Origin of the sequence: Enterobacter cloacae complex sp. P27C (assembly GCF_014895705.1) — a bacterium.
GTDB classification, from domain to species: Bacteria; Pseudomonadota; Gammaproteobacteria; order Enterobacterales; family Enterobacteriaceae; genus Enterobacter; species Enterobacter bugandensis.
The window spans coordinates 65,758-89,535 of the sequence record NZ_JADBQB010000010.1 but is presented as its reverse complement, the minus strand read 5'-3'; the positions used below and the strand labels follow the sequence as shown (position 1 = coordinate 89,535).

22 protein-coding genes and 1 pseudogene are annotated in these 23,778 nt (G+C 56.0%); 16 read left to right on the top strand and 7 right to left on the bottom strand.

Annotated features, from left to right (window positions below; all coding sequences use genetic code 11):
• Nucleotides 1–103 precede the first annotated feature (103 nt).
• The 10 genes and pseudogenes from cytR to IM291_RS21995 all read left to right on the top strand — a co-directional run.
• On the top strand, nucleotides 104–1,129 hold the full coding sequence (gene cytR, locus IM291_RS18855) for a DNA-binding transcriptional regulator CytR (protein WP_048998260.1): 1,026 nt from the start codon (nucleotides 104–106) through the stop codon (nucleotides 1,127–1,129).
• Between the two features lie 93 nt (nucleotides 1,130–1,222).
• On the top strand, nucleotides 1,223–2,209 hold the full coding sequence (ftsN, locus tag IM291_RS18850; protein ID WP_028014839.1) for a cell division protein FtsN: 987 nt from the start codon (nucleotides 1,223–1,225) through the stop codon (nucleotides 2,207–2,209).
• 94 nt (nucleotides 2,210–2,303) lie between these two features.
• Nucleotides 2,304–2,834 carry an ATP-dependent protease subunit HslV gene (gene hslV, locus IM291_RS18845; RefSeq protein ID WP_008501802.1) on the top strand — a complete coding sequence of 177 codons (531 nt, stop codon included), beginning with the start codon at nucleotides 2,304–2,306 and terminating at the stop codon, nucleotides 2,832–2,834.
• Between the two features lie 9 nt (nucleotides 2,835–2,843).
• A complete protein-coding gene (hslU, locus tag IM291_RS18840; RefSeq protein ID WP_028014840.1) occupies nucleotides 2,844–4,178 on the top strand; it encodes an HslU--HslV peptidase ATPase subunit in 1,335 nt (444 codons plus the stop codon).
• Nucleotides 4,179–4,240: 62 nt separating this feature from the next.
• Entirely contained in the window at nucleotides 4,241–5,167 is a 927-nt protein-coding gene (gene menA / locus IM291_RS18835; RefSeq protein ID WP_100171285.1) for a 1,4-dihydroxy-2-naphthoate polyprenyltransferase, read from the top strand.
• A gap of 92 nt (nucleotides 5,168–5,259) precedes the next feature.
• Nucleotides 5,260–5,745, top strand: a complete 486-nt coding sequence (gene rraA, locus IM291_RS18830; RefSeq protein ID WP_059355391.1) for a ribonuclease E activity regulator RraA — start codon at nucleotides 5,260–5,262, stop codon at nucleotides 5,743–5,745.
• Nucleotides 5,746–6,107: 362 nt separating this feature from the next.
• Nucleotides 6,108–8,759, top strand: coding sequence for a T6SS effector BTH_I2691 family protein (locus IM291_RS18825; protein ID WP_192987489.1), 2,652 nt, complete (start codon nucleotides 6,108–6,110; stop codon nucleotides 8,757–8,759).
• Complete coding sequence (locus IM291_RS18820; protein ID WP_048998269.1) at nucleotides 8,752–9,846, top strand: DUF6708 domain-containing protein; 1,095 nt, start codon at nucleotides 8,752–8,754, stop codon at nucleotides 9,844–9,846. Before IM291_RS18825 ends, IM291_RS18820 begins: the two co-directional genes overlap by 8 nt.
• A 218-nt stretch (nucleotides 9,847–10,064) precedes the next feature.
• Nucleotides 10,065–11,153, top strand: coding sequence for a DUF6708 domain-containing protein (locus tag IM291_RS18815; RefSeq protein WP_048998272.1), 1,089 nt, complete (start codon nucleotides 10,065–10,067; stop codon nucleotides 11,151–11,153).
• A 28-nt stretch (nucleotides 11,154–11,181) separates the two neighbouring features.
• Nucleotides 11,182–11,292 (top strand): annotated as a pseudogene (locus tag IM291_RS21995) (hypothetical protein); the annotation flags it as partial.
• Nucleotides 11,293–11,350: 58 nt separating this feature from the next.
• Here IM291_RS21995 and zapB read toward each other — a convergent pair.
• Nucleotides 11,351–11,590: a septal ring assembly protein ZapB gene (gene zapB / locus IM291_RS18810; protein WP_028014842.1), complete on the bottom strand. Its 240-nt coding sequence runs from the start codon at nucleotides 11,588–11,590 to the stop codon at nucleotides 11,351–11,353.
• A 398-nt stretch (nucleotides 11,591–11,988) separates the two neighbouring features.
• On the opposite strand from zapB, the gene IM291_RS18805 reads away from it, so the two are divergent.
• From IM291_RS18805 to fpr, 4 genes are all read left to right on the top strand, one after another.
• Nucleotides 11,989–12,834, top strand: coding sequence for an MIP/aquaporin family protein (locus tag IM291_RS18805; RefSeq protein ID WP_028014843.1), 846 nt, complete (start codon nucleotides 11,989–11,991; stop codon nucleotides 12,832–12,834).
• Between the two features lie 21 nt (nucleotides 12,835–12,855).
• Entirely contained in the window at nucleotides 12,856–14,364 is a 1,509-nt protein-coding gene (gene glpK / locus IM291_RS18800) for a glycerol kinase GlpK (RefSeq protein ID WP_028014844.1), read from the top strand.
• A 123-nt stretch (nucleotides 14,365–14,487) separates the two neighbouring features.
• A complete protein-coding gene (glpX, locus tag IM291_RS18795; RefSeq protein ID WP_028014845.1) occupies nucleotides 14,488–15,498 on the top strand; it encodes a class II fructose-bisphosphatase in 1,011 nt (336 codons plus the stop codon).
• Between the two features lie 96 nt (nucleotides 15,499–15,594).
• On the top strand, nucleotides 15,595–16,341 hold the full coding sequence (gene fpr, locus IM291_RS18790) for a ferredoxin--NADP(+) reductase (protein ID WP_047362494.1): 747 nt from the start codon (nucleotides 15,595–15,597) through the stop codon (nucleotides 16,339–16,341).
• On the opposite strand, the gene IM291_RS18785 is transcribed toward fpr, so the two are convergent.
• Entirely contained in the window at nucleotides 16,342–16,761 is a 420-nt protein-coding gene (locus IM291_RS18785; protein ID WP_028014847.1) for a DUF805 domain-containing protein, read from the bottom strand.
• A gap of 112 nt (nucleotides 16,762–16,873) precedes the next feature.
• Here IM291_RS18785 and IM291_RS18780 point away from each other — a divergent pair, with 112 nt between their 5' ends.
• Nucleotides 16,874–17,470: a DUF1454 family protein gene (locus tag IM291_RS18780; RefSeq protein ID WP_041911791.1), complete on the top strand. Its 597-nt coding sequence runs from the start codon at nucleotides 16,874–16,876 to the stop codon at nucleotides 17,468–17,470.
• Between the two features lie 111 nt (nucleotides 17,471–17,581).
• Entirely contained in the window at nucleotides 17,582–18,349 is a 768-nt protein-coding gene (gene tpiA / locus IM291_RS18775; protein WP_006808674.1) for a triose-phosphate isomerase, read from the top strand.
• Between the two features lie 38 nt (nucleotides 18,350–18,387).
• Here the strand turns inward: tpiA and IM291_RS18770 are convergent, their stop codons facing one another.
• The 5 genes from IM291_RS18770 to fieF form a co-directional block, all read right to left on the bottom strand.
• On the bottom strand, nucleotides 18,388–19,692 hold the full coding sequence (locus IM291_RS18770; protein ID WP_028014849.1) for an SLC13 family permease: 1,305 nt from the start codon (nucleotides 19,690–19,692) through the stop codon (nucleotides 18,388–18,390).
• A gap of 73 nt (nucleotides 19,693–19,765) precedes the next feature.
• Complete coding sequence (locus IM291_RS18765; RefSeq protein WP_059357410.1) at nucleotides 19,766–20,509, bottom strand: CDP-diacylglycerol diphosphatase; 744 nt, start codon at nucleotides 20,507–20,509, stop codon at nucleotides 19,766–19,768.
• Between the two features lie 107 nt (nucleotides 20,510–20,616).
• A complete protein-coding gene (locus IM291_RS18760; protein ID WP_182034777.1) occupies nucleotides 20,617–21,606 on the bottom strand; it encodes a sulfate ABC transporter substrate-binding protein in 990 nt (329 codons plus the stop codon).
• 134 nt (nucleotides 21,607–21,740) lie between these two features.
• Nucleotides 21,741–22,703 (bottom strand): 6-phosphofructokinase, encoded by a 963-nt coding sequence (gene pfkA, locus IM291_RS18755; RefSeq protein ID WP_028014852.1) that lies wholly within the window; start codon nucleotides 22,701–22,703, stop codon nucleotides 21,741–21,743.
• Nucleotides 22,704–22,877: 174 nt separating this feature from the next.
• Nucleotides 22,878–23,771 (bottom strand): CDF family cation-efflux transporter FieF, encoded by an 894-nt coding sequence (fieF, locus tag IM291_RS18750; RefSeq protein WP_028014853.1) that lies wholly within the window; start codon nucleotides 23,769–23,771, stop codon nucleotides 22,878–22,880.
• Nucleotides 23,772–23,778 lie beyond the last annotated feature (7 nt).

Below are 23,778 nucleotides of genomic sequence, written 5' to 3'. Positions count from 1 at the left end.
TTAACGCGCCTCACACTTTTTATGAAAATTCTGTAACCGATTCCATTAACTATCTGTAAAAATGGTGATGTCCGCAGTTCGGTGTTCAGGCGAGGAGAAGACGTTGAAGTCCAGGAAAGAGGTTGCCACGGCGACCATGAAAGACGTTGCCGAGAAAGCACAAGTCTCAACGGCAACTGTGTCCCGCGCATTAATGAACCCGGATAAAGTCTCCCAGGCGACCCGTAACAAGGTTGAACAGGCGGCGCTGGAAGTGGGGTATTTCCCGCAGGCGATGGGGCGGAACGTCAAGCGCAATGAATCGCGGACCATCCTGGTAATAGTGCCGGATATCTGCGATCCCTTCTTCAGCGAGATCATTCGCGGTATCGAAGTGACGGCGGCGGAGCAGGGCTATCTGGTGCTGATTGGCGACTGCGCTCACCAGAACCAGCAGGAAAAAACCTTTATCGACCTCATTATCACCAAGCAGATTGACGGCATGCTGCTGCTTGGCTCGCGCCTGCCGTTTGATGCCAGCATCGAAGAGCAGCGCAATTTACCGCCGATGGTAATGGCCAACGAATTTGCGCCTGAGCTTGAGCTGCCGACGGTCCACATTGATAACCTCACCGCCGCGTTCAACGCCGTAAACTATCTCCAGGAGCTGGGACATAAGCGGATTGGCTGCATTGCCGGGCCGGAAGAGATGCCGCTGTGCCACTACCGCCTGCAGGGCTATGTTCAGGCGCTGCGCCGTACCGGTGCGATTGTCGATCCGCACTATATTGCGCGCGGTAATTTTACCTTTGAAGCGGGCGGACAGGCGCTGGAGAAACTGCTGGCGCTGCCGGAACCGCCAACGGCGGTGTTCTGCCACAGCGACGTGATGGCGCTGGGTGCGCTTTCACACGCCAAGCGCCGTGGCTTACGTGTGCCGAAAGATTTGTCGATTATCGGATTCGATAACATTTCACTTTCAGAGTTTTGCGATCCACCGCTCTCCACCGTTTCACAACCGCGCTATCAGATTGGCCGCGAAGCGATGCTACTTCTGCTGGATCAGCTGCAGGGTCAAACGGTTAGCAGCGGCTCGCGTTTGCTGGACTGCGAGCTGATTATTCGCGGCTCTACCCAGGCATTGACTTAAAGTAAACGCCTTTCGGACACCCTTATCTGGTCAAAGCCCCGCCGCTTAAGTAACATGGCGGGCTGACGAACGAATAAATACAGCGAAACGATAGTGGCACAACGAGATTATGTACGTCGCGGCCAGCCGGCACCTTCGCGACGCAAAAAGAGCAGTTCAAAAAGCAAGCAGCGTAATCTGCCTGCGGTCTCGCCAGCAATGGTCGCTATTGCTGCGGCCGTGCTGGTGGCCTTTATTGGCGGCCTGTACTTCATCACGCACCATAAAAAAGAAGAGTCCGAGGCCCTTCAGGGCAACAAAGTGGTGGGAAATGGTCTGCCGCCGAAACCTGAAGAGCGCTGGCGCTATATTAAAGAGCTGGAAAGTCGTCAGCCCGGCGTGCGTGCGCCTACTGAGCCCTCAGCCGGTGGCGAAGTGAAGAATGCCGATCAGCTGACGGACGAGCAGCGCCAGCTGCTGGCACAGATGCAGGCCGATATGCGCCAGCAGCCGACGCAGCTGAATGAAGTGCCGTGGAATGAACAAACGCCAGCGCAGCGTCAGCAAACGTTGCAGCTGCAGCGTCAGCGCCAGGCACAAATTCAACAGCAGCAACAGCAGCAGTGGACGCAAACTCAGCCGGTACAGCAGCCGAAGGCCCAGCCATACCAGCAACCGCAGCAGCAGACGCGTACGGTGCAGTCGCAGCCTGTTCAACAGCCAAAAGCGCAGCCGCCAAAGCAAGCGGCGCAGCCGTATCAGGATCTGCTCCAGACGCCAGCGCATACCACCGCGCAGCAGCCGAAAACGCAGCAGGCCGCGCCGGTGACCAAAGAGACCGAAGCGCCGAAGCAGACGGCAGAGAAAAAAGACGAGCGCCGCTGGATGGTGCAGTGCGGTTCGTTTAAAGGTGCCGAACAGGCGGAAACGGTACGTGCTCAGCTGGCGTTCGAAGGATTTGATTCACGCATTACCACCAATAACGGCTGGAACCGCGTGGTGATCGGCCCGGTTAAAGGCAAAGAAAACGCAGACGGCACCATTTCCCGTTTGAAAGTGGCTGGCCACACAAACTGCATTCGACTCGCCTCCGGGGGTTGAAACCCCCAAAATCCCCCCCATCTATCATTTAATTCAGCCCTGAGCACAGGTTCAGGGCTTCTGTTTCCCGAATCTGTAACCAGGGGGTCTGCTCGTGACAACAATAGTAAGTGTACGCCGTAACGGCCATGTGGTAATCGCCGGTGATGGCCAGGCCACGCTGGGTAATACCGTCATGAAAGGCAACGTGAAGAAAGTCCGTCGTCTCTACAACGACAAAGTGATCGCCGGTTTCGCAGGCGGCACGGCGGATGCCTTCACGCTGTTTGAACTGTTTGAACGCAAGCTGGAAATGCACCAGGGTCATCTGGTGAAAGCTGCCGTAGAGCTGGCAAAGGACTGGCGTACCGACCGTATGCTGCGCAAGCTCGAAGCGCTGCTGGCGGTCGCGGATGAAACCGCTTCGCTTATCATCACCGGTAACGGTGACGTGATTCAGCCGGAAAACGACCTGATTGCCATCGGCTCTGGCGGCCCTTATGCCCAGGCTGCAGCCCGCGCGCTGTTGGAAAATACCGACATGAACGCGCGTGATATCGCGGTGAAGGCGTTGGATATTGCAGGTGATATCTGCATCTATACCAACCACAACCACACCATCGAAGAATTGACCTCCAAAGCGTAAGGATCTCCTATGTCTGAAATGACCCCACGCGAAATTGTCAGCGAACTGAACAAACACATTATCGGCCAGGATAACGCCAAGCGCTCCGTGGCTATCGCGCTGCGTAACCGCTGGCGTCGTATGCAGCTTGACGAAGAGCTGCGTCACGAAGTCACCCCGAAAAACATTCTGATGATCGGCCCGACCGGCGTCGGTAAAACCGAAATCGCCCGTCGTCTGGCGAAGCTGGCGAACGCGCCGTTCATCAAAGTTGAAGCCACCAAGTTCACCGAGGTGGGCTATGTGGGTAAAGAAGTGGACTCCATCATCCGCGACCTGACCGATTCTGCAATTAAGATGGTGCGCGTCCAGGCGATTGAGAAAAACCGCTACCGCGCGGAAGAGATGGCCGAAGAGCGTATTCTCGACGTGCTGATCCCACCGGCGAAAAACAACTGGGGCCAGGCTGAACAGCAGGCTGAGCCTTCAGCCGCGCGTCAGGCGTTCCGCAAAAAACTGCGTGAAGGCCAGCTGGACGACAAAGAGATTGAGATCGACCTCGCGGCCGCGCCGATGGGCGTGGAAATTATGGCGCCTCCGGGCATGGAAGAGATGACCAGCCAGCTGCAGTCCATGTTCCAGAACCTGGGCGGCCAAAAGCAGAAAGCGCGTAAGCTGAAAATCAAAGACGCGATGAAGCTGCTAATTGAAGAAGAAGCGGCGAAGCTGGTGAATCCGGAAGAGCTGAAGCAGGACGCTATCGACGCGGTTGAGCAGCACGGTATCGTGTTTATCGACGAAATCGACAAAATTTGTAAGCGCGGCGGCAATAGCTCCGGTCCGGACGTGTCCCGCGAAGGCGTACAGCGCGATCTGCTGCCGCTGGTTGAAGGCTGCACCGTCTCCACCAAGCACGGCATGGTGAAAACGGACCACATTCTGTTTATCGCTTCCGGTGCATTCCAGGTAGCCAGCCCGTCGGATCTGATCCCCGAACTGCAGGGTCGTCTGCCTATCCGCGTTGAGCTGCAGGCGCTAACCACCGAAGATTTCGAGCGCATCCTGACGGAGCCAAACGCCTCTGCTACCGTACAGTACAAGGCGCTGATGGCGACCGAAGGCGTGAACCTCGAGTTCACCGAAGACGGTATCAAGCGTATCGCCCAGGCCGCATGGCAGGTCAACGAAACCACCGAGAACATCGGTGCGCGTCGTCTGCACACCGTGCTGGAACGTCTGGTTGAAGACATCTCATATGACGCGAGCGACCTCAACGGTCAAACCATTACCATCGACGCAGACTATGTGAGCAAACATCTGGATGCGTTAGTGGCAGATGAAGATCTGAGCCGTTTTATCCTATAATCGCGGTTACTGCATTCTCATCACTGTTAATGGGGGCTAAGGCCCCCATTTTTATTGGCTAAATTACTATGACTGATATCAGCCGTACTCAGGCGTGGCTCGAAAGTCTTCGCCCTAAAACGCTTCCTCTGGCTTTTGCCGCCATCATTGTCGGCACCGCGCTTGCCTGGTGGCAAGGGCATTTCGATCCGCTGGTGGCAGGTCTGGCGCTCATTACCGCCGGGCTGCTGCAAATCCTCTCTAACCTCGCGAACGATTATGGCGATGCGGTAAAAGGCAGCGACAAGCCTGACCGTATCGGGCCGCTGCGCGGGATGCAAAAGGGGGTGATCACCCAGGCACAGATGAAGCGCGCGCTGATTATCACCGTGGTGCTGATTTGCTTATCTGGCCTGGCGCTGGTGACGGTCGCCTCGAAAACTACCAGCGACTTCATTGGCTTCCTGGTGCTGGGCCTGCTCGCCATTATCGCGGCCATCACCTACACCGTCGGCACGCGCCCTTACGGCTATATTGGCCTTGGGGATATCTCTGTGCTGGTGTTCTTCGGCTGGCTGAGCGTAATGGGGAGCTGGTACTTACAGGCGCATACGGTGATCCCTGCCCTGTTCCTCCCGGCGACCGCCTGCGGCCTGCTGGCGACGGCGGTACTCAATATCAATAATCTGCGCGATATCGACAGCGATCGTGAGAACGGCAAGAACACGCTGGCGGTGCGTCTGGGGCCGGTGAATGCGCGCCGCTATCATGCCTGCCTGCTTATTGGCGCGCTGGTTTGCCTGGCGCTGTTTAACCTGATTTCCCTGCACAGTCTGTGGGGCTGGCTGTTTGTGCTTGCCGCGCCGCTGCTGGTTAAGCAGGCCCGCTTTGTGATGCGTGAACTCAGCCCGGCAGCCATGCCGCCAATGCTGGAGCGAACGGTAAAAGGCGCGCTGCTGACTAACCTGTTGTTCGTCATCGGGATTGTGTTAAGCCAGACGCTCAGTTAGCTGACAAATATCAATTAACAATTGATGATTTTGCCAACAACGCATTTCGCACGATATACTGAACACATTCGCAGCAACTGAGCGTTAAACCTATGAAATACGATACCTCCGAGCTTTGTGACATCTACCAGGAAGATGTCAACGTCGTTGAACCGCTGTTCTCTAACTTTGGTGGGCGGTCATCGTTTGGCGGGCAAATCGTCACGGTGAAATGTTTCGAGGACAACGGGTTGCTGTACGATCTGCTCGAACAGAACGGCCGTGGCCGCGTTCTGGTGGTCGACGGCGGTGGGTCCGTGCGTCGCGCACTGATTGATGCTGAACTGGCCGGCATTGCCGTCCAGAACGAGTGGGAAGGCATCGTGGTGTACGGCTCCGTGCGTCAGGTGGACGATCTCGAAGACCTAGATATCGGAATTCAGGCCATCGCAGCCATTCCGGTAGGCGCTGCGGGTGACGGCATCGGCGAAAGCGACGTGCGCGTTAACTTCGGCGGCGTGACCTTCTTCTCAGGCGATCATCTCTACGCCGATAATACCGGCATTATCCTGTCGGAAGACGCGCTGGATATCGAGTAATTTACCAGGCCATCTTTTATCGGATGGCCTTTGTTTTTATCATCACCCAAACCGTGAAGTTAACACAGGTTTAGATATCTCCTCTTTTTATACTGCAATAACACTCCTCCGTAGCGTCTCCTGATGGTTTCGGCGCTCCAGAATAACCGTTCATTCAATCGCCGTCGTTTGCCACATATTTTGCATATCACGTCGTACTTTCCCTGCACAGCAAATGCGCACTAACTGCTTACGAAATAAAGAAAATTTAGCTTAGGTTAACGTCTTTACGGTGTATTATGAGTAAATAACCACCACAATTTCAGGGTTACCTTTCCTGCTTACCGGACGGGCTTACCTGACAGAAGAAGAATGGATTCATCATGAGCAATGAAAAGGGATGTAAGTTCTGCCAGCGCGACGGTTTACCCGTCCTGCCGGTTCGTCCGGCAATCATGGAAAAAGGTGACGCGTTACCGGCTTTATCCGGCAGTATCACCGTACCGGTAACGGCCGAAGGAGGTGCAGACTATACCGCCCGTCTGCTGAGGCAGGGCTTTTTATACATCTGGGCGGAACGTACACAACGCTGGATTAACTATTATGCTACCGGCGACGGCTATTTTTATCCTCTTCCAGAGGACGGCATCGTGCCGCCGCGCGTGGAAAGCGGGGACATTACCCCCTGTATTACCCGACCAGATGAACTGGCAACCGCTTCCCTGGTGACACTGCCGGTAAAGCCCGCCGGAATCCTTAACGGGGTGTACTGGTTTGCGTGGTCTGAAGAGTCGTGGACACCGGTGGTACGCAAACAGCATGAAGATATCGCCTGGCGAAGCCAGTATATGCAGAAATTTGATATGGATGCCTGGCTTGCCAGCCACAACGGTCAGCAGGCCCTGCCCTTCAGTCAGCTCGTTAATTGCGTGGCTGAATACAGTCCAGGACTGCGCAACAGCACTCTTAAAGCCTGGACTCCCTCTCCCCTCAAAGCGGTCAGTAGTCATTCTGCGGCCGCTTTACGACAGGCGGCAGATAATCTGAACGCGGGCAACGGTGCGATTCTAATGTTGTCTGACCCGGTTGGGGTGGCGACGGAGATTTCAGCCCTGGCACGCTACCGGATGCAGCAGGCTATCGCCACGGATCCGGAGTTGAGCCGTGGCACTGCATTGCTGACCATGCTCGGCAGCGTCGAACTGGCAATGCGTAATTATTTTTACCTGCGGGTAGAAGGCGGGGATGAAAGCTATGAGCGCCAGATGCGCTACGGCAGGGACACGCCGGCAGGACCGAGATTTCCGGCTCCGGACATGGCTGACCGGATGCATGTCCTGAATGAGGCCAGCCGGAAGGACCGGGTGGACGAGGCATGGCAGACCGGCTACGAAAAATACATCGACCGGGCAAAGACACAGACATTCAGTCAGACACTGAAAGACTGGCTGACCGAGTATGACAAAAGTTCAGTCATTCCCATCACCCGGATGTATCTGGCCTGGCTGCAGGGACCGGCGATGGCGAATTACTTTGTGCAGCACTTTGATCCGACCTGCGCGCACAGCGGCGGACGCTATATCCAGACAGTAGCGAAAGTACTGGCAGGAATGAACGACAAAGGCGGAGTGATTACCCACATCGATCAGCAGCTGAATCAGGCTCCGCTGACGCCGGAAAACTTTCTTCAGCGGGCGGCCTTCTTTAATCATGACGGCTGGATTGCCGAGGCAAATGCACAGCTGAAAAGCGGCGGACCAGACTGGTGGCTGGGCATAAGCTGGGACCGTCTGGCGGACGGCGCGAAGGAGTACAGCGGCAACTATGCCAGCGCGATCCTGACGGGGCTGGAAAAGCTCAGCATGCTCTGGTCTGAGGCGATGATGAAATCGGTGGATCTGATGGTGAAAGGAACGCCGGTGCGCTTTGCTATCGGGATACTGGCGATGCAGGGTAAGGCGTTCTCTGCCGTCAGCGTGGTGCCGGGGACGAAAAACTTTGTCGGGGCGATGACCCGGGGGATGGCCGGGATGCTGGAAATGAGTGGACGCAGCGGCGGGCAATTATATACCGCGATGCAAAAGCTGACCGACCGACTGGTGAAGGAGCTACCGGAGCGCTCGCTGGAGAAAATATCTCTGCCGCGGATTATTGACGTGCATGAGGCGAAGGCACTGGCCGCCCTGCCGGTTAAAGAGCGGCTGGCGAAGCTCCGTACGGCAATGCTCACGGAGGACGAGCTGGCGCGAATGCTGTTCCCGAAATCGCTGGGCTCATCGGTGGCTCAACTGAGCGGGATGAAACCCGGCACGCTGGCGACGGAGATGGCGGCGAAAGGCATGACGTTTGGCGGGACGGTGTTCTCAGCGTACTTCCAGTGGATGGTGCTGGGGTACGGGGTGAAAGAAAGCGGCCTGCCGTCCGAAGGTAAAGCTGCGACGGTGTTCGCGGCGAATGCCAGCATGGCGGTGGCGTCAACGGCGGAAGCATTGAAGCTGGCGATGACACCGCTGATGAAGCTGGAGCTGTCATCGACCTTATCGGTAATTAGGAACGGCGCCATGGCGGTTGTCGGGGCGGGTATCTGGGGATTGTTTGGGTTCGGCGGTGGATTGGTTTACACAATGATTGAAGGTTTGAATGGGGGCGTTGATCTTTACCGTGGAAAAATGGGGGAAGGCATTGCTCATCTGATTAATGCCCTCGGTGTCGGAATGATGACAGTCGGGGGCGGTAGCGAAATATCCGTCACTCTCCTCGGCTTGGCTGGTGTGTCAGCTACTTTCATTGAGGAATCCACCGTGTTGGCTTTTTTCCTCGGACCTGCGGGGATTTTTGTCGGAATGATACTGGTTCTGGGGGCCGGGGCCTGGCTGTTAAGTCATACCCGGAACGATATACAGACCTGGCTGCTCAGTACGCAGTGGCGGCGGGTGCCGCCGGGTGAGAGCGATATCCCGGCTATCTGGCCGAATGCACAAATGGAAAAGGACGGCTATATGGCCCTGAATGCACACGGAGGAGCACATGTTTAACCCTTTTAAGCGATTCCCTGTCGACCCGTCATCGAATCGGTTCTATAAGGGATTTCGTCGTCTCAGCGATAAAGGTGTTTTTAAAATTTATTCGCAGAAAACAGGTGATCCGGATGTTCCTGGTATATCCGGGTTCGACAGCGTGGTGCGGCTGAACACGACGTATCTGGAGCTGGTTGACCGTTCTTACAACTGGCGCGGAACATGGACACTGGCAGGGGTAATCTTTTTCTGCCTGTCCTTTAGTTTGTTTTGCTACAGCATTATCGGGGTGGTATTGGGATGGGGAGGACGCAGTTTTGGCATCTGGTTTGGAACCGTTTTAATTTGGGCCATTACATTGCCGGTTTCTTTACTCACATACCGGCTGATGACCTCCGAGGTATTTTTCAGCACCTACTATCCGATCCGCTTTAACCGTAAAAATAGGATGGTGTATGTGTACCAGTCCGGCGGAAAAGTGATGTCTGTGCCGTGGGATGAGCTCAAATTTGTCCTGCACCCAACGAAGGGGCGACTCTCAACGCAGTGGACCATTGTGGGTTGTCTTACGGGAGATGACGGGGATACTGTCACAGGGGCTATTCCTTTGCCGATTAATCTGGAAAGTGACCCCGATGTGCTGTCCATGTACTGGGAGTTTATCCGCTGCTATATGGAAGAAGGAGATGAGTATCTCCCGGACCTGGCTGACTCCATTGCCTGGTGCCCGCCGGTGGAAAAACAGAAAGAGGGCTGGCTGTTCGGGCTGCTTTACCTCAGTAAGCAATGGTTCGGGCGGCTCGGGTTGCTGGTGAATGCGCTGCAGTTGCCTCTCTTTTTCGTGCTCAGTTTTCCGCGCTGGCTGGTGATGGCGACCAGTAAAATTCCGGTATGGCCGGCTGACGTGGTCGCGGCCTGTCAGCCGGCTGAGAATGACCCTGTCAACAAAGGCGCTGAGCATAATCCACCGCAGGTCTGGCGACCAATGCTGGGCTTGCAGGGCAAGGAGCGTTATGCCCGCACGTTTGCAAAAGAGCGCGGAGCAATGGACCGGGTTGTTGCCCGGCTGAAAGCCAAATATGGCGGGCAGAACCATGCGGACTGAGGGGCTTATCGGTCTGGCGGGAATATTTGTCGGGATGCTGCTGGTTCTGGGGGCCGGGGCCTGGCTGTTAAGCCATGCCCGGAACGACATACAGACCTGACTGCTCAGTACGCAGTGGCGGCGGGTGCCGCCGGGTGAGAGCGATGTCCCGGCTATCTGGTCGGATGCACAAATGGAAAAGGAGGGCTATATGGCTCTGACCGACCAAGGAGGCGCGCATGTTTAATCCCTTTAAACGATTCCCTGCCGACCCGACAAAACGGTTCTATAAGGGATTTCTCCGCCTCAGTGATGAACGTGTTTTTAAAATTTATTCGCAGAAAACAGGCAATTCGAATGTTCAAGGGGTCTCCGGGTTTGACAGCGTGGTGCGCCTGAACTCGACCTATCTGGAGCTGGTTGACCGTTTTTACAACTGGCGCGGAACATGGACGCTGGCCGGAGTTTTCTTTTTTTGTCTGTCTTTTTATGTGTTTTTACAGCCATTAATCACGTTGTTGCAAGATGGTTTTCATAGTGCAGCTCTCTGGATTGTTGACATCATTATCTGGGGAATTACGCTGCCGCTCTGTTTGGGATTATACCGGATGATGACCTCCGAGGTATTTTTCAGTAGCTACTATCCGATCCGCTTTAACCGTAAAAACGGGATGGTGTATGTGTACCAGTCCGGCGGAAAAATCCTCTCCTTGCCGTGGCAGGATCTCAGATTTGTTCTGCGTTCAACGAAGGGACGGCTGGCAAAAGAATGGACAATTGTGGGATGCCTTACGGGTGAGGACGGGGACACTGTTACGGAATGTATCCCTCTCCCAATTAATCTGGAGAGTGACCCCGATGTCCTGACCATGTACTGGGAATTTATCCGCTGCTATATGGAAGAGGGAGATGAGTATCTCCCGGACCTCGCGGACTCCATAGCCTGGTGCCCGCCGGTTGAAAAACAGAAAGAGGGCTGGCTGTTCGGACTGTTCTATCTCAGTAAGCAGTGGTTCGGGCGACTCGGTCTGATGGTGAATGCGCTGCAGCTTCCTGTGTTTTTCGTTCTCAGTTTTCCGCGCTGGCTGGTCATGCTGACCTGCAAAATCCCGGAATGGCCTGCGGAAGTGGTCGCGGCCTGTCAGCCGGACGAGAATGACCCTGTCAATAAAGGCGCTGAGCATAATCCACCGCAGGTCTGGCGACCGATGCTGGGCTTGCAGGGCAAGGAGCGTTATACCCGCACGTTTGCAAAAGAGCGCGGAGCAATGGACCGGATCGTTGCCCGGCTGAAAGCCAAATATGGCGGGCAGGACCATGCGGACTGAGGGGCTTATCGGTCATGAACCGAATACTGGCGAAAGCAACGTACGCGTGAATTTCGGCGGCGTGACCTTCTTCTCCGGCGCCCATCTTTATGCTGATAATACCGGCATTATCCGGTCGGAAGATGCGCTGGATATTGAGAAAAAAAACCGGGTAGCGGCGACGCTTACCCGGCTATTTCTGTTCAATCCCGACAGAATTAAACCTCTTCCATACGTCCCAGCAGCGCCTGCAGGCGATCCTGCCAGCCGTTCTGCTGTTCGCGCAGCTGGTTGTTTTCGCGCTCCAGTTCTTCGCGGCCGTGCTGAGCGTTCTGAACTTCCTGCGCCAGGCTGTTGTTCTTCTCTTTCAGCTCTTCAATTTCCATCTGCAGCAGCGTGATGGTGTCAATCGCCTGCTGTACTTTCGCTTCCAGTTTCTCAAACACTTCTAAAGACATGATCCTACCTCTCCTGAATTGCAAGGCGACGCTTTAACGTAAACGCGCACAACATATGTTCCGATTGTATGGAGCGCAGTCGCCCCTGTCCAGCGGCATGCCACGCAGATCGCGGTTTGCAACACTTTTCGGCCTCGTCCTGGTGCGTTCGCGGCATATACCTCTAAGTTGTTAACCCATTCGTTAAAAAAATGATTCAGCTCACCGTGCGCGACTGATGCAAAAACGCGCTTTATGGCGCGAAAACGCTCATTTTATTGACACAGACCACACATTTTAATTTCGATATTTCTCGTTTTTGCTCGTTAACGATAAATTAACACTATGTCTACAGGGCATCGTGGCTGTCACGGGCGGCCACGCTAACAATAAACATCAATTTCTTCAGGATTCCGATTATGAGTCAGACATCAACCTTAAAAGGCCAGTGCATTGCCGAGTTCCTTGGTACCGGGTTGTTGATATTCTTCGGAGTGGGCTGTGTCGCTGCACTGAAAGTGGCGGGTGCCAGTTTTGGTCAGTGGGAAATCAGTATCATCTGGGGTCTGGGCGTGGCGATGGCCATCTACCTGACTGCAGGGGTCTCTGGCGCACATCTTAACCCGGCGGTGACTATCGCACTGTGGCTGTTCGCGTGCTTCGACGGACGCAAAGTTGTTCCCTTCATTATTTCTCAATTTGCCGGCGCGTTTTGCGCAGCGGCGTTAGTTTACGGGCTTTATTACAATCTTTTCATCGACTTCGAACAGACGCATCATATGGTGCGCGGCAGCGTCGAAAGTCTGGATCTGGCAGGCATCTTCTCAACCTACCCTAACCCGCATATCAATTTTGTGCAGGCGTTCGCAGTTGAAATGGTGATTACCGCTATTCTGATGGGCGTCATTATGGCTTTGGGCGATGATGGTAACGGCATTCCACGTGGCCCGCTGGCGCCATTGCTGATTGGCCTGCTGATCGCCGTCATCGGTGCGTCCATGGGGCCGTTAACAGGGTTTGCGATGAACCCGGCGCGTGACCTGGGTCCAAAAACCTTCGCCTTCTTTGCAGGATGGGGCGACGTGGCTTTCACCGGCGGCAAAGATATTCCTTACTTCCTGGTACCGCTGTTCGGACCCGTCGTAGGGGCGGCACTGGGTGCATTTGGCTATCGCAAATTAATTGGTCGCCACTTACCGTGCGACACCTGTGTGGAAGAGGAGAAGGAAACGACTTCTACCGCACAACAAAAAGCTTCGCTGTAATCTGACTACGGGACACATACCATGACCGAAAAAAAATATATCGTTGCGCTCGACCAGGGCACTACCAGCTCCCGCGCTGTCGTAATGGATCATGACGCGAATATCGTCAGCGTGTCACAGCGCGAATTTGAGCAAATTTATCCTCGTCCAGGCTGGGTAGAACACGACCCGATGGAGATCTGGGCGTCACAAAGCTCCACGCTGGTGGAAGTGCTGGCGAAAGCCGATATCAGTTCCGACGAAATCGCCGCGATTGGTATCACCAACCAGCGTGAAACCACCGTGGTGTGGGAACGCGAAACCGGTAAGCCGATTTACAACGCCATCGTCTGGCAGTGCCGCCGTACGTCAGAGATCTGCGAACAGCTTAAGCGTGACGGGATGGAAGAGTACGTGCGTAGCGCCACCGGCCTGGTGGTTGACCCGTACTTCTCCGGCACCAAAGTGAAGTGGATCCTCGACCACGTGGAAGGTTCACGCGAGCGTGCAAAACGCGGCGAGCTGCTGTTCGGTACCGTCGATACCTGGCTTATCTGGAAGATGACTCAGGGACGTGTCCACGTTACTGACTACACTAACGCCTCGCGCACCATGCTGTTCAACATCAACACCCTGGAGTGGGATGACAAGATGCTGGACGCGCTGGATATTCCGCGCGCGATGCTGCCTGAAGTGCGTAAGTCGTCTGAAGTCTACGGCCAGACCAACATCGGCGGTAAAGGCGGCACCCGTATTCCTATCGCCGGTATCGCCGGTGACCAGCAGGCGGCGCTGTTCGGCCAGCTGTGCGTCAAGGAAGGGATGGCGAAGAACACCTACGGCACCGGCTGCTTTATGCTGATGAACACCGGCGAGAAAGCGGTAAAATCGGAAAACGGCCTGCTGACCACCATCGCCTGCGGCCCGCGCGGCGAAGTGAACTATGCTCTGGAAGGTGCGGTGTTTATGGCGGGCGCATCTATTCAGTGGCTGCGCGACGAGATGAAGCTGATCAGCGATGCGTTTGACTCCGAGTACTTCGCGACCAAAGTGAAAGACACCAACGGCGTGTACGTGGTGCCCGCGTTTACCGGTCTGGGCGCACCGTACTGGGACCCGTATGCCCGCGGCGCAATTTTCGGCCTGACGCGCGGGGTGAACTCTAACCACATCATCCGCGCCACCCTGGAATCCATCGCCTACCAGACGCGTGACGTGCTGGAAGCGATGCAGGCAGACTCCGGCATTCGTCTGCACGCCCTGCGCGTGGACGGCGGCGCGGTGGCCAACAACTTCCTGATGCAGTTCCAGTCCGACATTCTGGGCACCCGCGTTGAGCGCCCTGAAGTACGTGAAGTGACGGCACTGGGCGCGGCGTATCTTGCGGGTCTCGCGGTAGGCTTCTGGCAGAACCTGGACGAGCTGCAGGAGAAAGCGGTCATCGAACGCGAATTCCGCCCTGGCATCGAAACCACTGAGCGCAACTACCGCTACAGCGGCTGGAAGAAAGCGGTGAAACGTGCCCTGGCGTGGGAAGAGCACGAAGAGTAAGCCAATATTCCCTCTCCCCTGGGGAGAGGGTTAGGGTGAGGGGCATCGACCGCACCGGTCCCCTCCCCCCTCCCCACTCTGTGATAAACTTCGTGCAATTCCTTTTGATTGTACGAGTCCCTCATGAAACGTGAACTTGCTATCGAGTTTTCCCGCGTCACCGAAGCAGCCGCCCTTGCAGGCTATAAATGGCTGGGTCGTGGCGACAAAAATACCGCAGACGGCGCGGCCGTCCACGCCATGCGCATTGTGCTTAACCAGGTCAACATCGACGGCACTATCGTCATCGGTGAAGGCGAAATCGACGAAGCGCCGATGCTCTACATCGGTGAAAAGGTCGGGACCGGCAAAGGCGATGCGGTGGATATCGCGGTGGACCCGATCGAAGGCACGCGCATGACGGCGATGGGCCAGGCCAACGCCCTGGCGGTGCTGGCCGTGGGCGATAAAGGCTGCTTCCTCAACGCGCCGGACATGTACATGGAAAAGCTGATTGTCGGCCCTGGTGCGAAAGGCGCAATCGATCTCAGCCTGCCGCTGGACGCCAACCTGCGCAATATCGCGGCGGCGCTGGCTAAACCGCTCAACGAACTCACCGTGACCATTCTGGCGAAACCGCGCCACGACGCCACCATCTCTTATCTGCAGGCACTCGGCGTGCGCGTGTTTGCCATTCCGGATGGCGACGTTGCCGCCTCTATTCTGACCTGCATGCCGGACAGCGAAGTCGACGTGCTTTACGGCATCGGCGGTGCGCCGGAAGGCGTGGTCTCTGCGGCGGTGATCCGCGCGCTGGACGGCGATATGCAGGCGCGCCTTCTGCCGCGCCATGAGGTGAAAGGCGACAGCGACGAAAACCGTCGTATCGGTGAGGACGAGCTGGCGCGCTGCGCAGCGATGGGCATCGAAGCCAATAAAGTACTGGCGCTGAACGACATGGCGCGCAGTGATAACGTCGTCTTCTCTGCAACCGGCATCACCAAAGGCGATCTGCTGGACGGCATCACCCGCAAGGGCAACATGGCGACCACTGAAACGCTGCTGATCCGCGGTAAATCGCGCACCATCCGACGCATTCAGTCCATTCACTATCTCGACCGTAAAGACCCGGACGTGCAGACGCACATTCTGTAAAACCGTTTGATCGATAGAGCTTTCCGGCCCGAAGGGGCTGGAAATGTTTCCCACAAGTACGGAAGATAGAACAGAGAAACAGCACAGGAGAAGATCATGGCGGACTGGGTAACAGGTAAAGTCACAAAGATAGAATTCTGGACCGATGCGCTATTTAGTCTCACCCTGCATGCTCCCGTTCATCCGTTTAAGGCCGGGCAATTTGCCAAGCTGGGTCTGGATGTCGACGGCGAGCGCGTGCAGCGCGCCTACTCTTACGTTAACGCGCCGGATAACCCGGACCTCGAGTTCTATCTGGTCACCGTTCCTGACGGTAAGCTCAGCCCGCGCCTTGCCGCCCTTAAGCCCGGCGACGATGTGCAGATTGTGAGCGAAGCGGCAGGCTTCTTTGTGCTTGAAGAGATCCCTGACTGTGACACGCTCTGGATGCTGGCAACCGGCACGGCCATCGGTCCGTATCTCTCTATCTTGCAGTACGGTAAGGATCTGGAGCGCTTCAAAAACATCGTGCTGGTGCACGCCGCGCGCTATGCCGCAGATTTAAGCTATCTCCCGCAGATGCAGGCGCTGGAACAGCAGTACGGCGGAAAGTTAAAGATTCAGACGGTAGTCAGCCGCGAAACCGTAGCAGGAGCGCTTACCGGTCGCGTACCGGCGTTAATTGAGAGCGGCGCACTGGAAGACGCAGTGGGTTTACCGATGACGGCCGAAACCAGCCACGTCATGCTGTGCGGTAACCCGCAGATGGTCCGGGACACGCAGCAGCTTCTGAAGGATACCCGGCAGATGACGAAACATCTTCGCCGCCGGCCGGGCCATATGACCGCCGAACACTACTGGTGATCAGCGGTATTTCACCTCGACGGTATCTTTACCGTATTTATTTTCGCTCTGGGTGCCGATAAACGCGCCCAGATCGACAATCATCATCACGAAGATGACCGACGGCAGCAGCCTGCCCACGACCCACGGCAGGATGGAAGGCAGCATCGCCCAGTTCCCTGCCACCAGCATCCACGCCAGTATGATCAAAAATGCCCACGCGCCGGAGCGGCCGCGATCGTGCAGGCGTTTCACCACGACGGCCGCCGTTGGCCATAGCAGGCAGACCAGTGCAAATGCCGCCGTTTGCGTGCTCAGCCAGGCGTTGTAGGCAACGAAAAAAAGAAGCAGCATGGCGACGACCCACGTCACCATCCAGACCCAGAAATCACGGCGTCCAATACGCCCTTTGAATGAAAACAGCCACTGCTGTATGGTCATGTAAGGTTCCTTATTATCGTTTAGCCCGCATTTTACCCTGGAGTTGTGACCTTTTGACAAGCCGACCAGATATCGTTTTAATCATGAGCACTTACGGCCAGGTGCAATGTTGATGAAAAATTCGGCACATTCTCTTTTCCTGTGTTTAGCGATGCTCGGCGCGGGTTTTCCGCTGCATGCCGCCAACACCGCGGCCCCCACCACTGCGCCGTATTTGCTGGCGGGCGCACCGTCTTTCGATCAGTCCATCAGCCAGTTTCGCGAAGCTTTCAATCAGGCCAACCCAGGGCTGCCGCTGGATGAGTTTCGCGCCATTGATAGCTCGCGCGATACCCCTACACTGACCCGTGCAGCGAGCAAGATTAACGAGAATTTGTATGCTTCCACGGCGCTGGAGCGCGGTACGTTAAAAATCAAAAGCATGCAAATCACCTGGCTACCGATTCAGGGGCCAGAGCAGAAAGCGGCTAAATCGAAGGCGCTTGATTACATGAGCGCGGTGCTGCAGGCGTTTACGCCTGCGCTGACGAAAAAGCAGAGCCAGCAAAAGCTGCAAAAGCTGCTGGCCGCCGGTAAAAACAAGCGGTACTACGCCACAACCGAAGGCGCGATTCGCTATGTAGTGGCGGATAACGGCGAAAAAGGACTGACCTTCGCCGTTGAACCGATTAAGCTGGCGCTATCTGACACCCTTGGCGGGGCCAATTAATGACAAAAAGCAAAGCCTTTCGAGGGAAAATCTCTATACTGATTCACAGACCATGCTGCCCGACAGGGCGGCCATATTCCTTAATTCGCTTATTTAGCGTGGAGAATTGAAATGCGACATCCTTTAGTGATGGGTAACTGGAAACTGAACGGCAGCCGCCACATGGTAAACGAACTGGTTGCAAACCTGCGTAAAGAGCTGGCTGGCGTGACCGGCTGCGCGGTTGCTATCGCTCCGCCGGATATGTACCTGGATCTGGCTAAACGTGCCGCTGACGGCAGCCACATCGTGCTGGGCGCGCAGAACGTTGACGTTAACCTGTCTGGCGCGTTCACCGGTGAAACTTCCGCTGAAATGCTGAAAGATATCGGCGCGAAATACATCATCATCGGCCACTCCGAGCGTCGCACCTACCACAAAGAATCTGACGAGTTCATCGCGAAGAAATTTGCCGTGCTGAAAGAGCAGGGTCTGATCCCGGTTCTGTGCATCGGTGAAACCGAAGCGGAAAACGAAGCGGGCAAAACCGAAGAAGTGTGTGCACGTCAGATCGACGCCGTGCTGAAAACGCAGGGCGCGGCAGCGTTCGAAGGCGCGGTTATCGCTTACGAGCCAGTCTGGGCGATCGGTACCGGCAAATCTGCTACCCCTGCGCAGGCTCAGGCAGTTCACAAATTCATCCGTGACCACATTGCTAAAGCCGACGCGAAAGTGGCTGAGCAAGTGATCATCCAGTACGGCGGCTCCGTAAACGCCTCCAACGCTGCTGAGCTGTTCACCCAGCCAGATATCGATGGCGCGCTGGTTGGCGGTGCATCCCTGAAAGCGGACGCTTTCGCGGTGATCGTTAAAGCGGCAGAAGCGGCTAAACAGGCGTAATGGCCTTTGTGGCGGGTGGCGCTTGCGCTTACCCGCCGCTACAAACGCCCTAACACGCTAAACCACAGATAATCCAGCGGCAGCAGCACCAGATACGTCGCAATCGCCAGCGCCAGGCAGAGCACCATCCCCGCCCTTGCAGGCACCTTTCCTAGCCCCATCGCCACCACAATCGGCGACGCCTGATACGGCAGCAGCGGCGTGGAATAGCCCAGTACCTGAATCATGATCACCGACAGCAGCGGGAAACCGGTCGCGTCCGAGAAGCTCTGCGCCAGCGTGGTGTACAGCGCCGGAACGCCGTTGGCAGTCATAATGAAGTTGAGTGCCGTAGTAATTCCGGTCAGCGCCAGGAAGCTGGTGAATGGTTTGTCCGCATCCAGCGGCATTATGCGCAGCAGCGCCTCGCCTACGGCCGCTCCGATACCCGTTTGCGTCACGACGATCGCCAGCCCGAGAATACCCGCAACGTAAATGCAGGTGCGCATATTTACCCCCGCCGAGAACTCCTCGCCGGTGATAAAACCAATGCGCGGCAGCATAACGATAATCGAGGCCGCCAGCCCCGTCCACGCCGGCCCCACGCCGTGCCAGCTCTCCGTCACCCACATCATCAGCACCACCACCAGCAGCCAGGCGAGTCGTTTTTCGTCACGCCCCATCGGTTCAGACAGCGTGAAATCCTTCGCCGGTTTCGGGCTGCCGGGGAACAGCCAGCAGATGAGGCCAATCAGAATCAGGCCTTTGAGAATACCGAGCACCGGCGTGTGCAGCAGCAGATACGGGACATAGTTCAGGTGAATGCCGTACGAGCCTTCCGCCGCGCCGCTCATGACCAGGTTAGGCACGTTGGCGGGCAGAATGGTGGCCGAGAGCTGGAAGGTACCGAAGCCGACTGCCAGCGCAAGGCCGAACCAGGCGCGGGAGCCGTCGGCGATACCGGCGCGTTTCGCCATCGCCGCGACAATGGGCATCAGCAGCGCAATACGCCCCATGTTTGACGGCATCACAAACGCCAGCGCGTAGCTGAGCAATACCACGCTCGCCACCATCAGCATCCAGGAGTCAGTGAGCTTTGCCGACAGCGCCCGGGCGGCCCTGTCCGCCAGGCCGGTTTTACGGATCGCCACGCCGAGCACAAAGCCGCTGAAGACCAGCCAGAAAGCCGACGAGGCAAAACCGCCAAAAATCACCTCCGGCGGGGCGATTCTGGCGGTCATCGCCGCCGTGAAAAACAACAGCGCGGTGATAAATTCCGGCAACAGCGACGTCGCCCACAGCACGATGGTGACGCCGACGATCAGCGAGGGCAGCAGCAGAGGATGCGTTAACCAGAGCGACATACCTGTCTCCTGTAGATTTTTTCAGCAAGTCTACGGTGACAGGCAGCCTGAGTAAACGCGATTTATAGTGGGGTTACTTCAGGATAGCGCATTGATGATCCTGCAATTCCTCTGCCGACGCGCGGTTAAGCGTGAGCAGGTTACGCTCGGTCGCCAGCAAAACAAACGAACCATCCGACTGCTGCGCCATCGCCAGCGCGAAGCGTCCCATATGGTCGCGCGCTTCCGGCAGCTCTTCCGCCAGCATCATAAACGGACTGCGCTGGACCAGTTCATTCTCCGTCACCCGGCGTGCGAGGTACTCATGTCCTTCCAGCCCACCCGGGAACGGTAGCCACTGGGTGCTGATGTCTCCCTGCGCCGCGTTGAGCTTCTCGCGCACGTCCGGGCGCAGGCAGGAGATATGGATATGGAAATGGTTCTGCGTGCGTCCGGTTGGTGAGTTAATCGTCAGCGAAATAGCGCTGTCCGGCACTTCAGAGCCACGCTTCAGGGTCATAAAGCTGCGCGACTGCCACGCCAGCCAGAAGAAGTTTGGCGTATGAGGCTCGGTCAGTAGCGGGCTTTCAGTGCCGTTGATGCGATACGTTGGCATCAGCAGATACTGCAGCGGCCCGTTGCGGTCCTTAAATACCACATAGCCCGCGTCAGGCTTCACCTGCGCGCAGGGTGCCGGGTTACGGAGTTGCAGCTGATTAGGCAGACACTGGTCGAGGACGATATGGCGCAACGCATTCGGATTACCCGCTTTTATCCAGTACACGCCGCCTGCGGCAAGGGCGATGACAATCAGGATCAGTAAGATAATTTTTTTCACAACGCGTTCCCTGTTTTCAATAGGGGCAAAAGAGTAACGCAAAATGATGACCAAATAAAAAACCCGGTGGATTTCTCACACCGGGTCGCCGTGTCGTTTGCTAACCGTTAGCGCTGGCTAATCTGGTCGAAGGTGCCGCCATTAGAGAAGTGCTCTTTCTGCGCTTTCGTCCAGCCGCCGAACACATCATCAATGGTGAAGAGCTTCAGTTTCGGGAATTCGCTGTCGTATTTCTTCGCGACAGCCGCATCGCGCGGACGATAGAAGTTCTTCGCCGCGATTTCCTGGCCTTCCGGCGAGTAGAGATACTTCAGGTAGGCTTCCGCCACCGCTTTGGTGCCTTTCTTATCAACGACCTTATCGACCACGGAAACGGTCGGCTCGGCGAGGATGGATTCGCTCGGCGTCACGATCTCAAACTTGTCTTTACCCAGTTCGTGGGTCGCCAGCAGGGCTTCGTTTTCCCAGGCAATAAGCACGTCGCCAATTCCGCGCTCGACGAAGGTGTTAGTGGCACCGCGCGCGCCGGAGTCCAGCACTTCAACGTTTTTGTACAGGGATTTGACGAACTCCTGTGCTTTAGCCTGGTCACCGTTGTTGTGGTGCAGCGCGTAGCCCCAGGCCGCCAGGTAGTTCCAGCGTGCCCCGCCGGAGCTTTTCGGGTTCGGGGTAATCACAGAAACGCCCGGTTTGATCAGGTCGTTCCAGTCCTTAATCTGTTTCGGGTTGCCTTTACGCACCAGGAAGACGATGGTCGAGGTGTATGGCGCGGAGTTGTCTGGCAGGCGTTTGATCCAGTTTTTGTCGATACGGCCACGCTCGGCGATAGCGTCGACATCATAGGCCAGCGCCAGGGTAACCACGTCGGCTTCAATACCGTTAATCACAGATGTCGCCTGCTTACCAGAGCCACCGTGCGACTGGCGAATCACCACATTGTCGCCGGTTTCCTGCTTCCAGTGCGCCGCGAAGGCTTTGTTGTATTGATCGTACAGCTCACGCGTCGGGTCGTACGACACGTTGAGAAGTTGAATGTCCTTTGCCAGCACGCTGGTCGATGCCAGCAATAATGTTAACCCCACGCCCCATTTATTCATCGCCCAGCTCTCTTGTGTAGTGTTTTGATGAATGCAGCGTGCCAGAAAGCGAATCGATGATTAAAGAATAAAAAAAGATTGGCTATAACGTGGAGGAATAAAAGCCCTCTTCAAAAAGAAGAGGGCTCGAAGGATCAGTACAGTTTTTTCGCGCAGTCCAGCCAGTCACCTTTGAACGGACGCTTCATGTTTTCAATCGCGTCGATGATGTCATGGTGAACCAGCTGTTCGTTCTGAATACCGACGCAGCGGCCGCCGTGGCCCTGCAGCAGCAGCTCGATAGCGTACGCACCCATACGAGACGCCAGAATGCGGTCGTACGGGCCAGGGGAACCGCCGCGCTGGATGTGGCCCAGAACGGTCGCGCGGGTTTCGCGTTTGGTTTCGGTTTCGATGTACTTCGCCAGCTCGTCAACGTCACAGATGTGCTCGGTGATAGCCACAATCGCGTGTTTCTTACCTTTCGCGATACCGGCTTTGATCTCAGCAACCAGATCTTCGCGGCTGAATTCCACTTCAGGAACCACCACAAACTCACAACCACCGGCGATAGCCGCTGCCAGGGTCAGGTCACCGCAGTAACGGCCCATCACTTCAACGATAGAGATACGCTGGTGAGAAGAAGAGGTGTCACGCAGGCGGTCAATGGCTTCCACAACGGTGCCCAGCGCGGTGAAGTAACCGATGGTGTAGTCAGTGCCTTTGATGTCGTTGTCGATGGTGCCCGGCAGGCCGATGCACGGGAAGCCCATTTCGGTCAGACGTTTTGCACCCATGTACGAGCCGTCACCGCCGATAACGACCAGCGCGTCCAGACCACGCTTTTTCATGTTCTCGATAGCCACTTCACGGATGTGTTCGTCACGGAATTCCGGGAAGCGCGCAGACCCAAGGAAGGTACCGCCACGGTTGATCATGTCAGACACGCTGTAGCGGTCGAGCTGAACCATACGGTCTTCATACAGACCCAGGTAACCATCATAGATACCAAAAACTTCCAGACCTTCCGTCAGCGCTGCACGGACAACCCCACGAATTGCCGCGTTCATGCCCGGCGCATCACCGCCGCTTGTCAACACACCGATTTTCTTAATCATGACTACCTCTGAACTTAGGAATGCAAAATTGAAATCTGTTGCCGGAAGAAACTTATCGACCAACGAATACTGCAAATAGTATATCAATCCCTTCTGGCTGAATTGATTCAGGTCAGACCAAATGGCGGTAATTTATACACAAAATGCTGGCCTGGCTCACTTTTTTACAACGAATTACGAAAGCCCAACATGTCCGGGTACAACCGAGCAGGGATCCTGGTGAATGATGACGTCTGAACCAGGAAAACGCTGCAAAATCGCCTGCTCGACCTGCTCAGCAATAACGTGAGCCTGTACCAGTGGCAGGTTGTCTTCCATTTCAATATGAATCTGAATAAAGCGGGTCGGCCCTGACTGCCGCGTTCGAAGATCGTGTGCACCGCTGACGCCGGGCCAGGAGGTCACGATAGAAAAAATTTCGTTACGTTCTGAGTCCGGAAGAGCGCGATCGAGCAGTGATTGCACCGCGTCATACCCCATCCGCAAGGCGCTATATAAAATATAGATACCAATCCCTAACGCAAACAACGCATCGGCCCGATGCCAGCCATACCAGGCCAGACCGAGCGCAATAAGAATAGCCCCATTCATCATAACATCAGATTGATAATGAAGCATATCCGCCCGTACGGCCTGACTTTGCGTTTTGCGAACGACCCAGCGCTGGAACGTAACCAGAACAAGTGTGCTTATAAGTGCAATGACCGTGACGACCACGCCGACACCGGGATTGTTCATCGGTGAAGGCGAAACCAAATGCTGAATACCGGTCAAAAACAGGAACAGTGCAGAGCCAGAAATGAACATACTTTGCGCCAGCGCCGCGAGCGATTCCGCCTTGCCGTGCCCAAACGTGTGCTCTTCATCCGCCGGCTGCAGCGAGTAACGCACCACCAGGAGGTTGGTCAGCGAGGCGGCGATATCGACCAGTGAATCCACCAGCGCCGCCAGAATACTGACCGAGCCGGTATACCACCAGGCAAAGATTTTGATCAGCAGCAGGCCAGAGGCCATGACGGTCGCCGCAATGGCAGCCCGGCTTACCAGCCTTCCATAGGATTGATTCATAAACGCT

What these genes read in the sequence shown, in the direction of transcription:
- tpiA (WP_006808674.1), top strand. Translation starts at nt 17,582, where the DNA reads ATGCGACATCCTTTAGTGATGGGTAACTGGAAACTGAACGGCAGCCGC.
- glpX (WP_028014845.1), top strand. Translation starts at nt 14,488, where the DNA reads ATGAAACGTGAACTTGCTATCGAGTTTTCCCGCGTCACCGAAGCAGCC.
- pfkA (WP_028014852.1), bottom strand. Translation starts at nt 22,703, where the DNA reads ATGATTAAGAAAATCGGTGTGTTGACAAGCGGCGGTGATGCGCCGGGC.
- IM291_RS18820 (WP_048998269.1), top strand. Translation starts at nt 8,752, where the DNA reads ATGTTTAACCCTTTTAAGCGATTCCCTGTCGACCCGTCATCGAATCGG.
- IM291_RS18825 (WP_192987489.1), top strand. Translation starts at nt 6,108, where the DNA reads ATGAGCAATGAAAAGGGATGTAAGTTCTGCCAGCGCGACGGTTTACCC.
- IM291_RS18815 (WP_048998272.1), top strand. Translation starts at nt 10,065, where the DNA reads ATGTTTAATCCCTTTAAACGATTCCCTGCCGACCCGACAAAACGGTTC.
- hslU (WP_028014840.1), top strand. Translation starts at nt 2,844, where the DNA reads ATGTCTGAAATGACCCCACGCGAAATTGTCAGCGAACTGAACAAACAC.
- fpr (WP_047362494.1), top strand. Translation starts at nt 15,595, where the DNA reads ATGGCGGACTGGGTAACAGGTAAAGTCACAAAGATAGAATTCTGGACC.
- rraA (WP_059355391.1), top strand. Translation starts at nt 5,260, where the DNA reads ATGAAATACGATACCTCCGAGCTTTGTGACATCTACCAGGAAGATGTC.
- IM291_RS18780 (WP_041911791.1), top strand. Translation starts at nt 16,874, where the DNA reads ATGAAAAATTCGGCACATTCTCTTTTCCTGTGTTTAGCGATGCTCGGC.
- IM291_RS18770 (WP_028014849.1), bottom strand. Translation starts at nt 19,692, where the DNA reads ATGTCGCTCTGGTTAACGCATCCTCTGCTGCTGCCCTCGCTGATCGTC.
- zapB (WP_028014842.1), bottom strand. Translation starts at nt 11,590, where the DNA reads ATGTCTTTAGAAGTGTTTGAGAAACTGGAAGCGAAAGTACAGCAGGCG.
- IM291_RS18760 (WP_182034777.1), bottom strand. Translation starts at nt 21,606, where the DNA reads ATGAATAAATGGGGCGTGGGGTTAACATTATTGCTGGCATCGACCAGC.
- IM291_RS18805 (WP_028014843.1), top strand. Translation starts at nt 11,989, where the DNA reads ATGAGTCAGACATCAACCTTAAAAGGCCAGTGCATTGCCGAGTTCCTT.
- glpK (WP_028014844.1), top strand. Translation starts at nt 12,856, where the DNA reads ATGACCGAAAAAAAATATATCGTTGCGCTCGACCAGGGCACTACCAGC.
- IM291_RS18785 (WP_028014847.1), bottom strand. Translation starts at nt 16,761, where the DNA reads ATGACCATACAGCAGTGGCTGTTTTCATTCAAAGGGCGTATTGGACGC.
- fieF (WP_028014853.1), bottom strand. Translation starts at nt 23,771, where the DNA reads ATGAATCAATCCTATGGAAGGCTGGTAAGCCGGGCTGCCATTGCGGCG.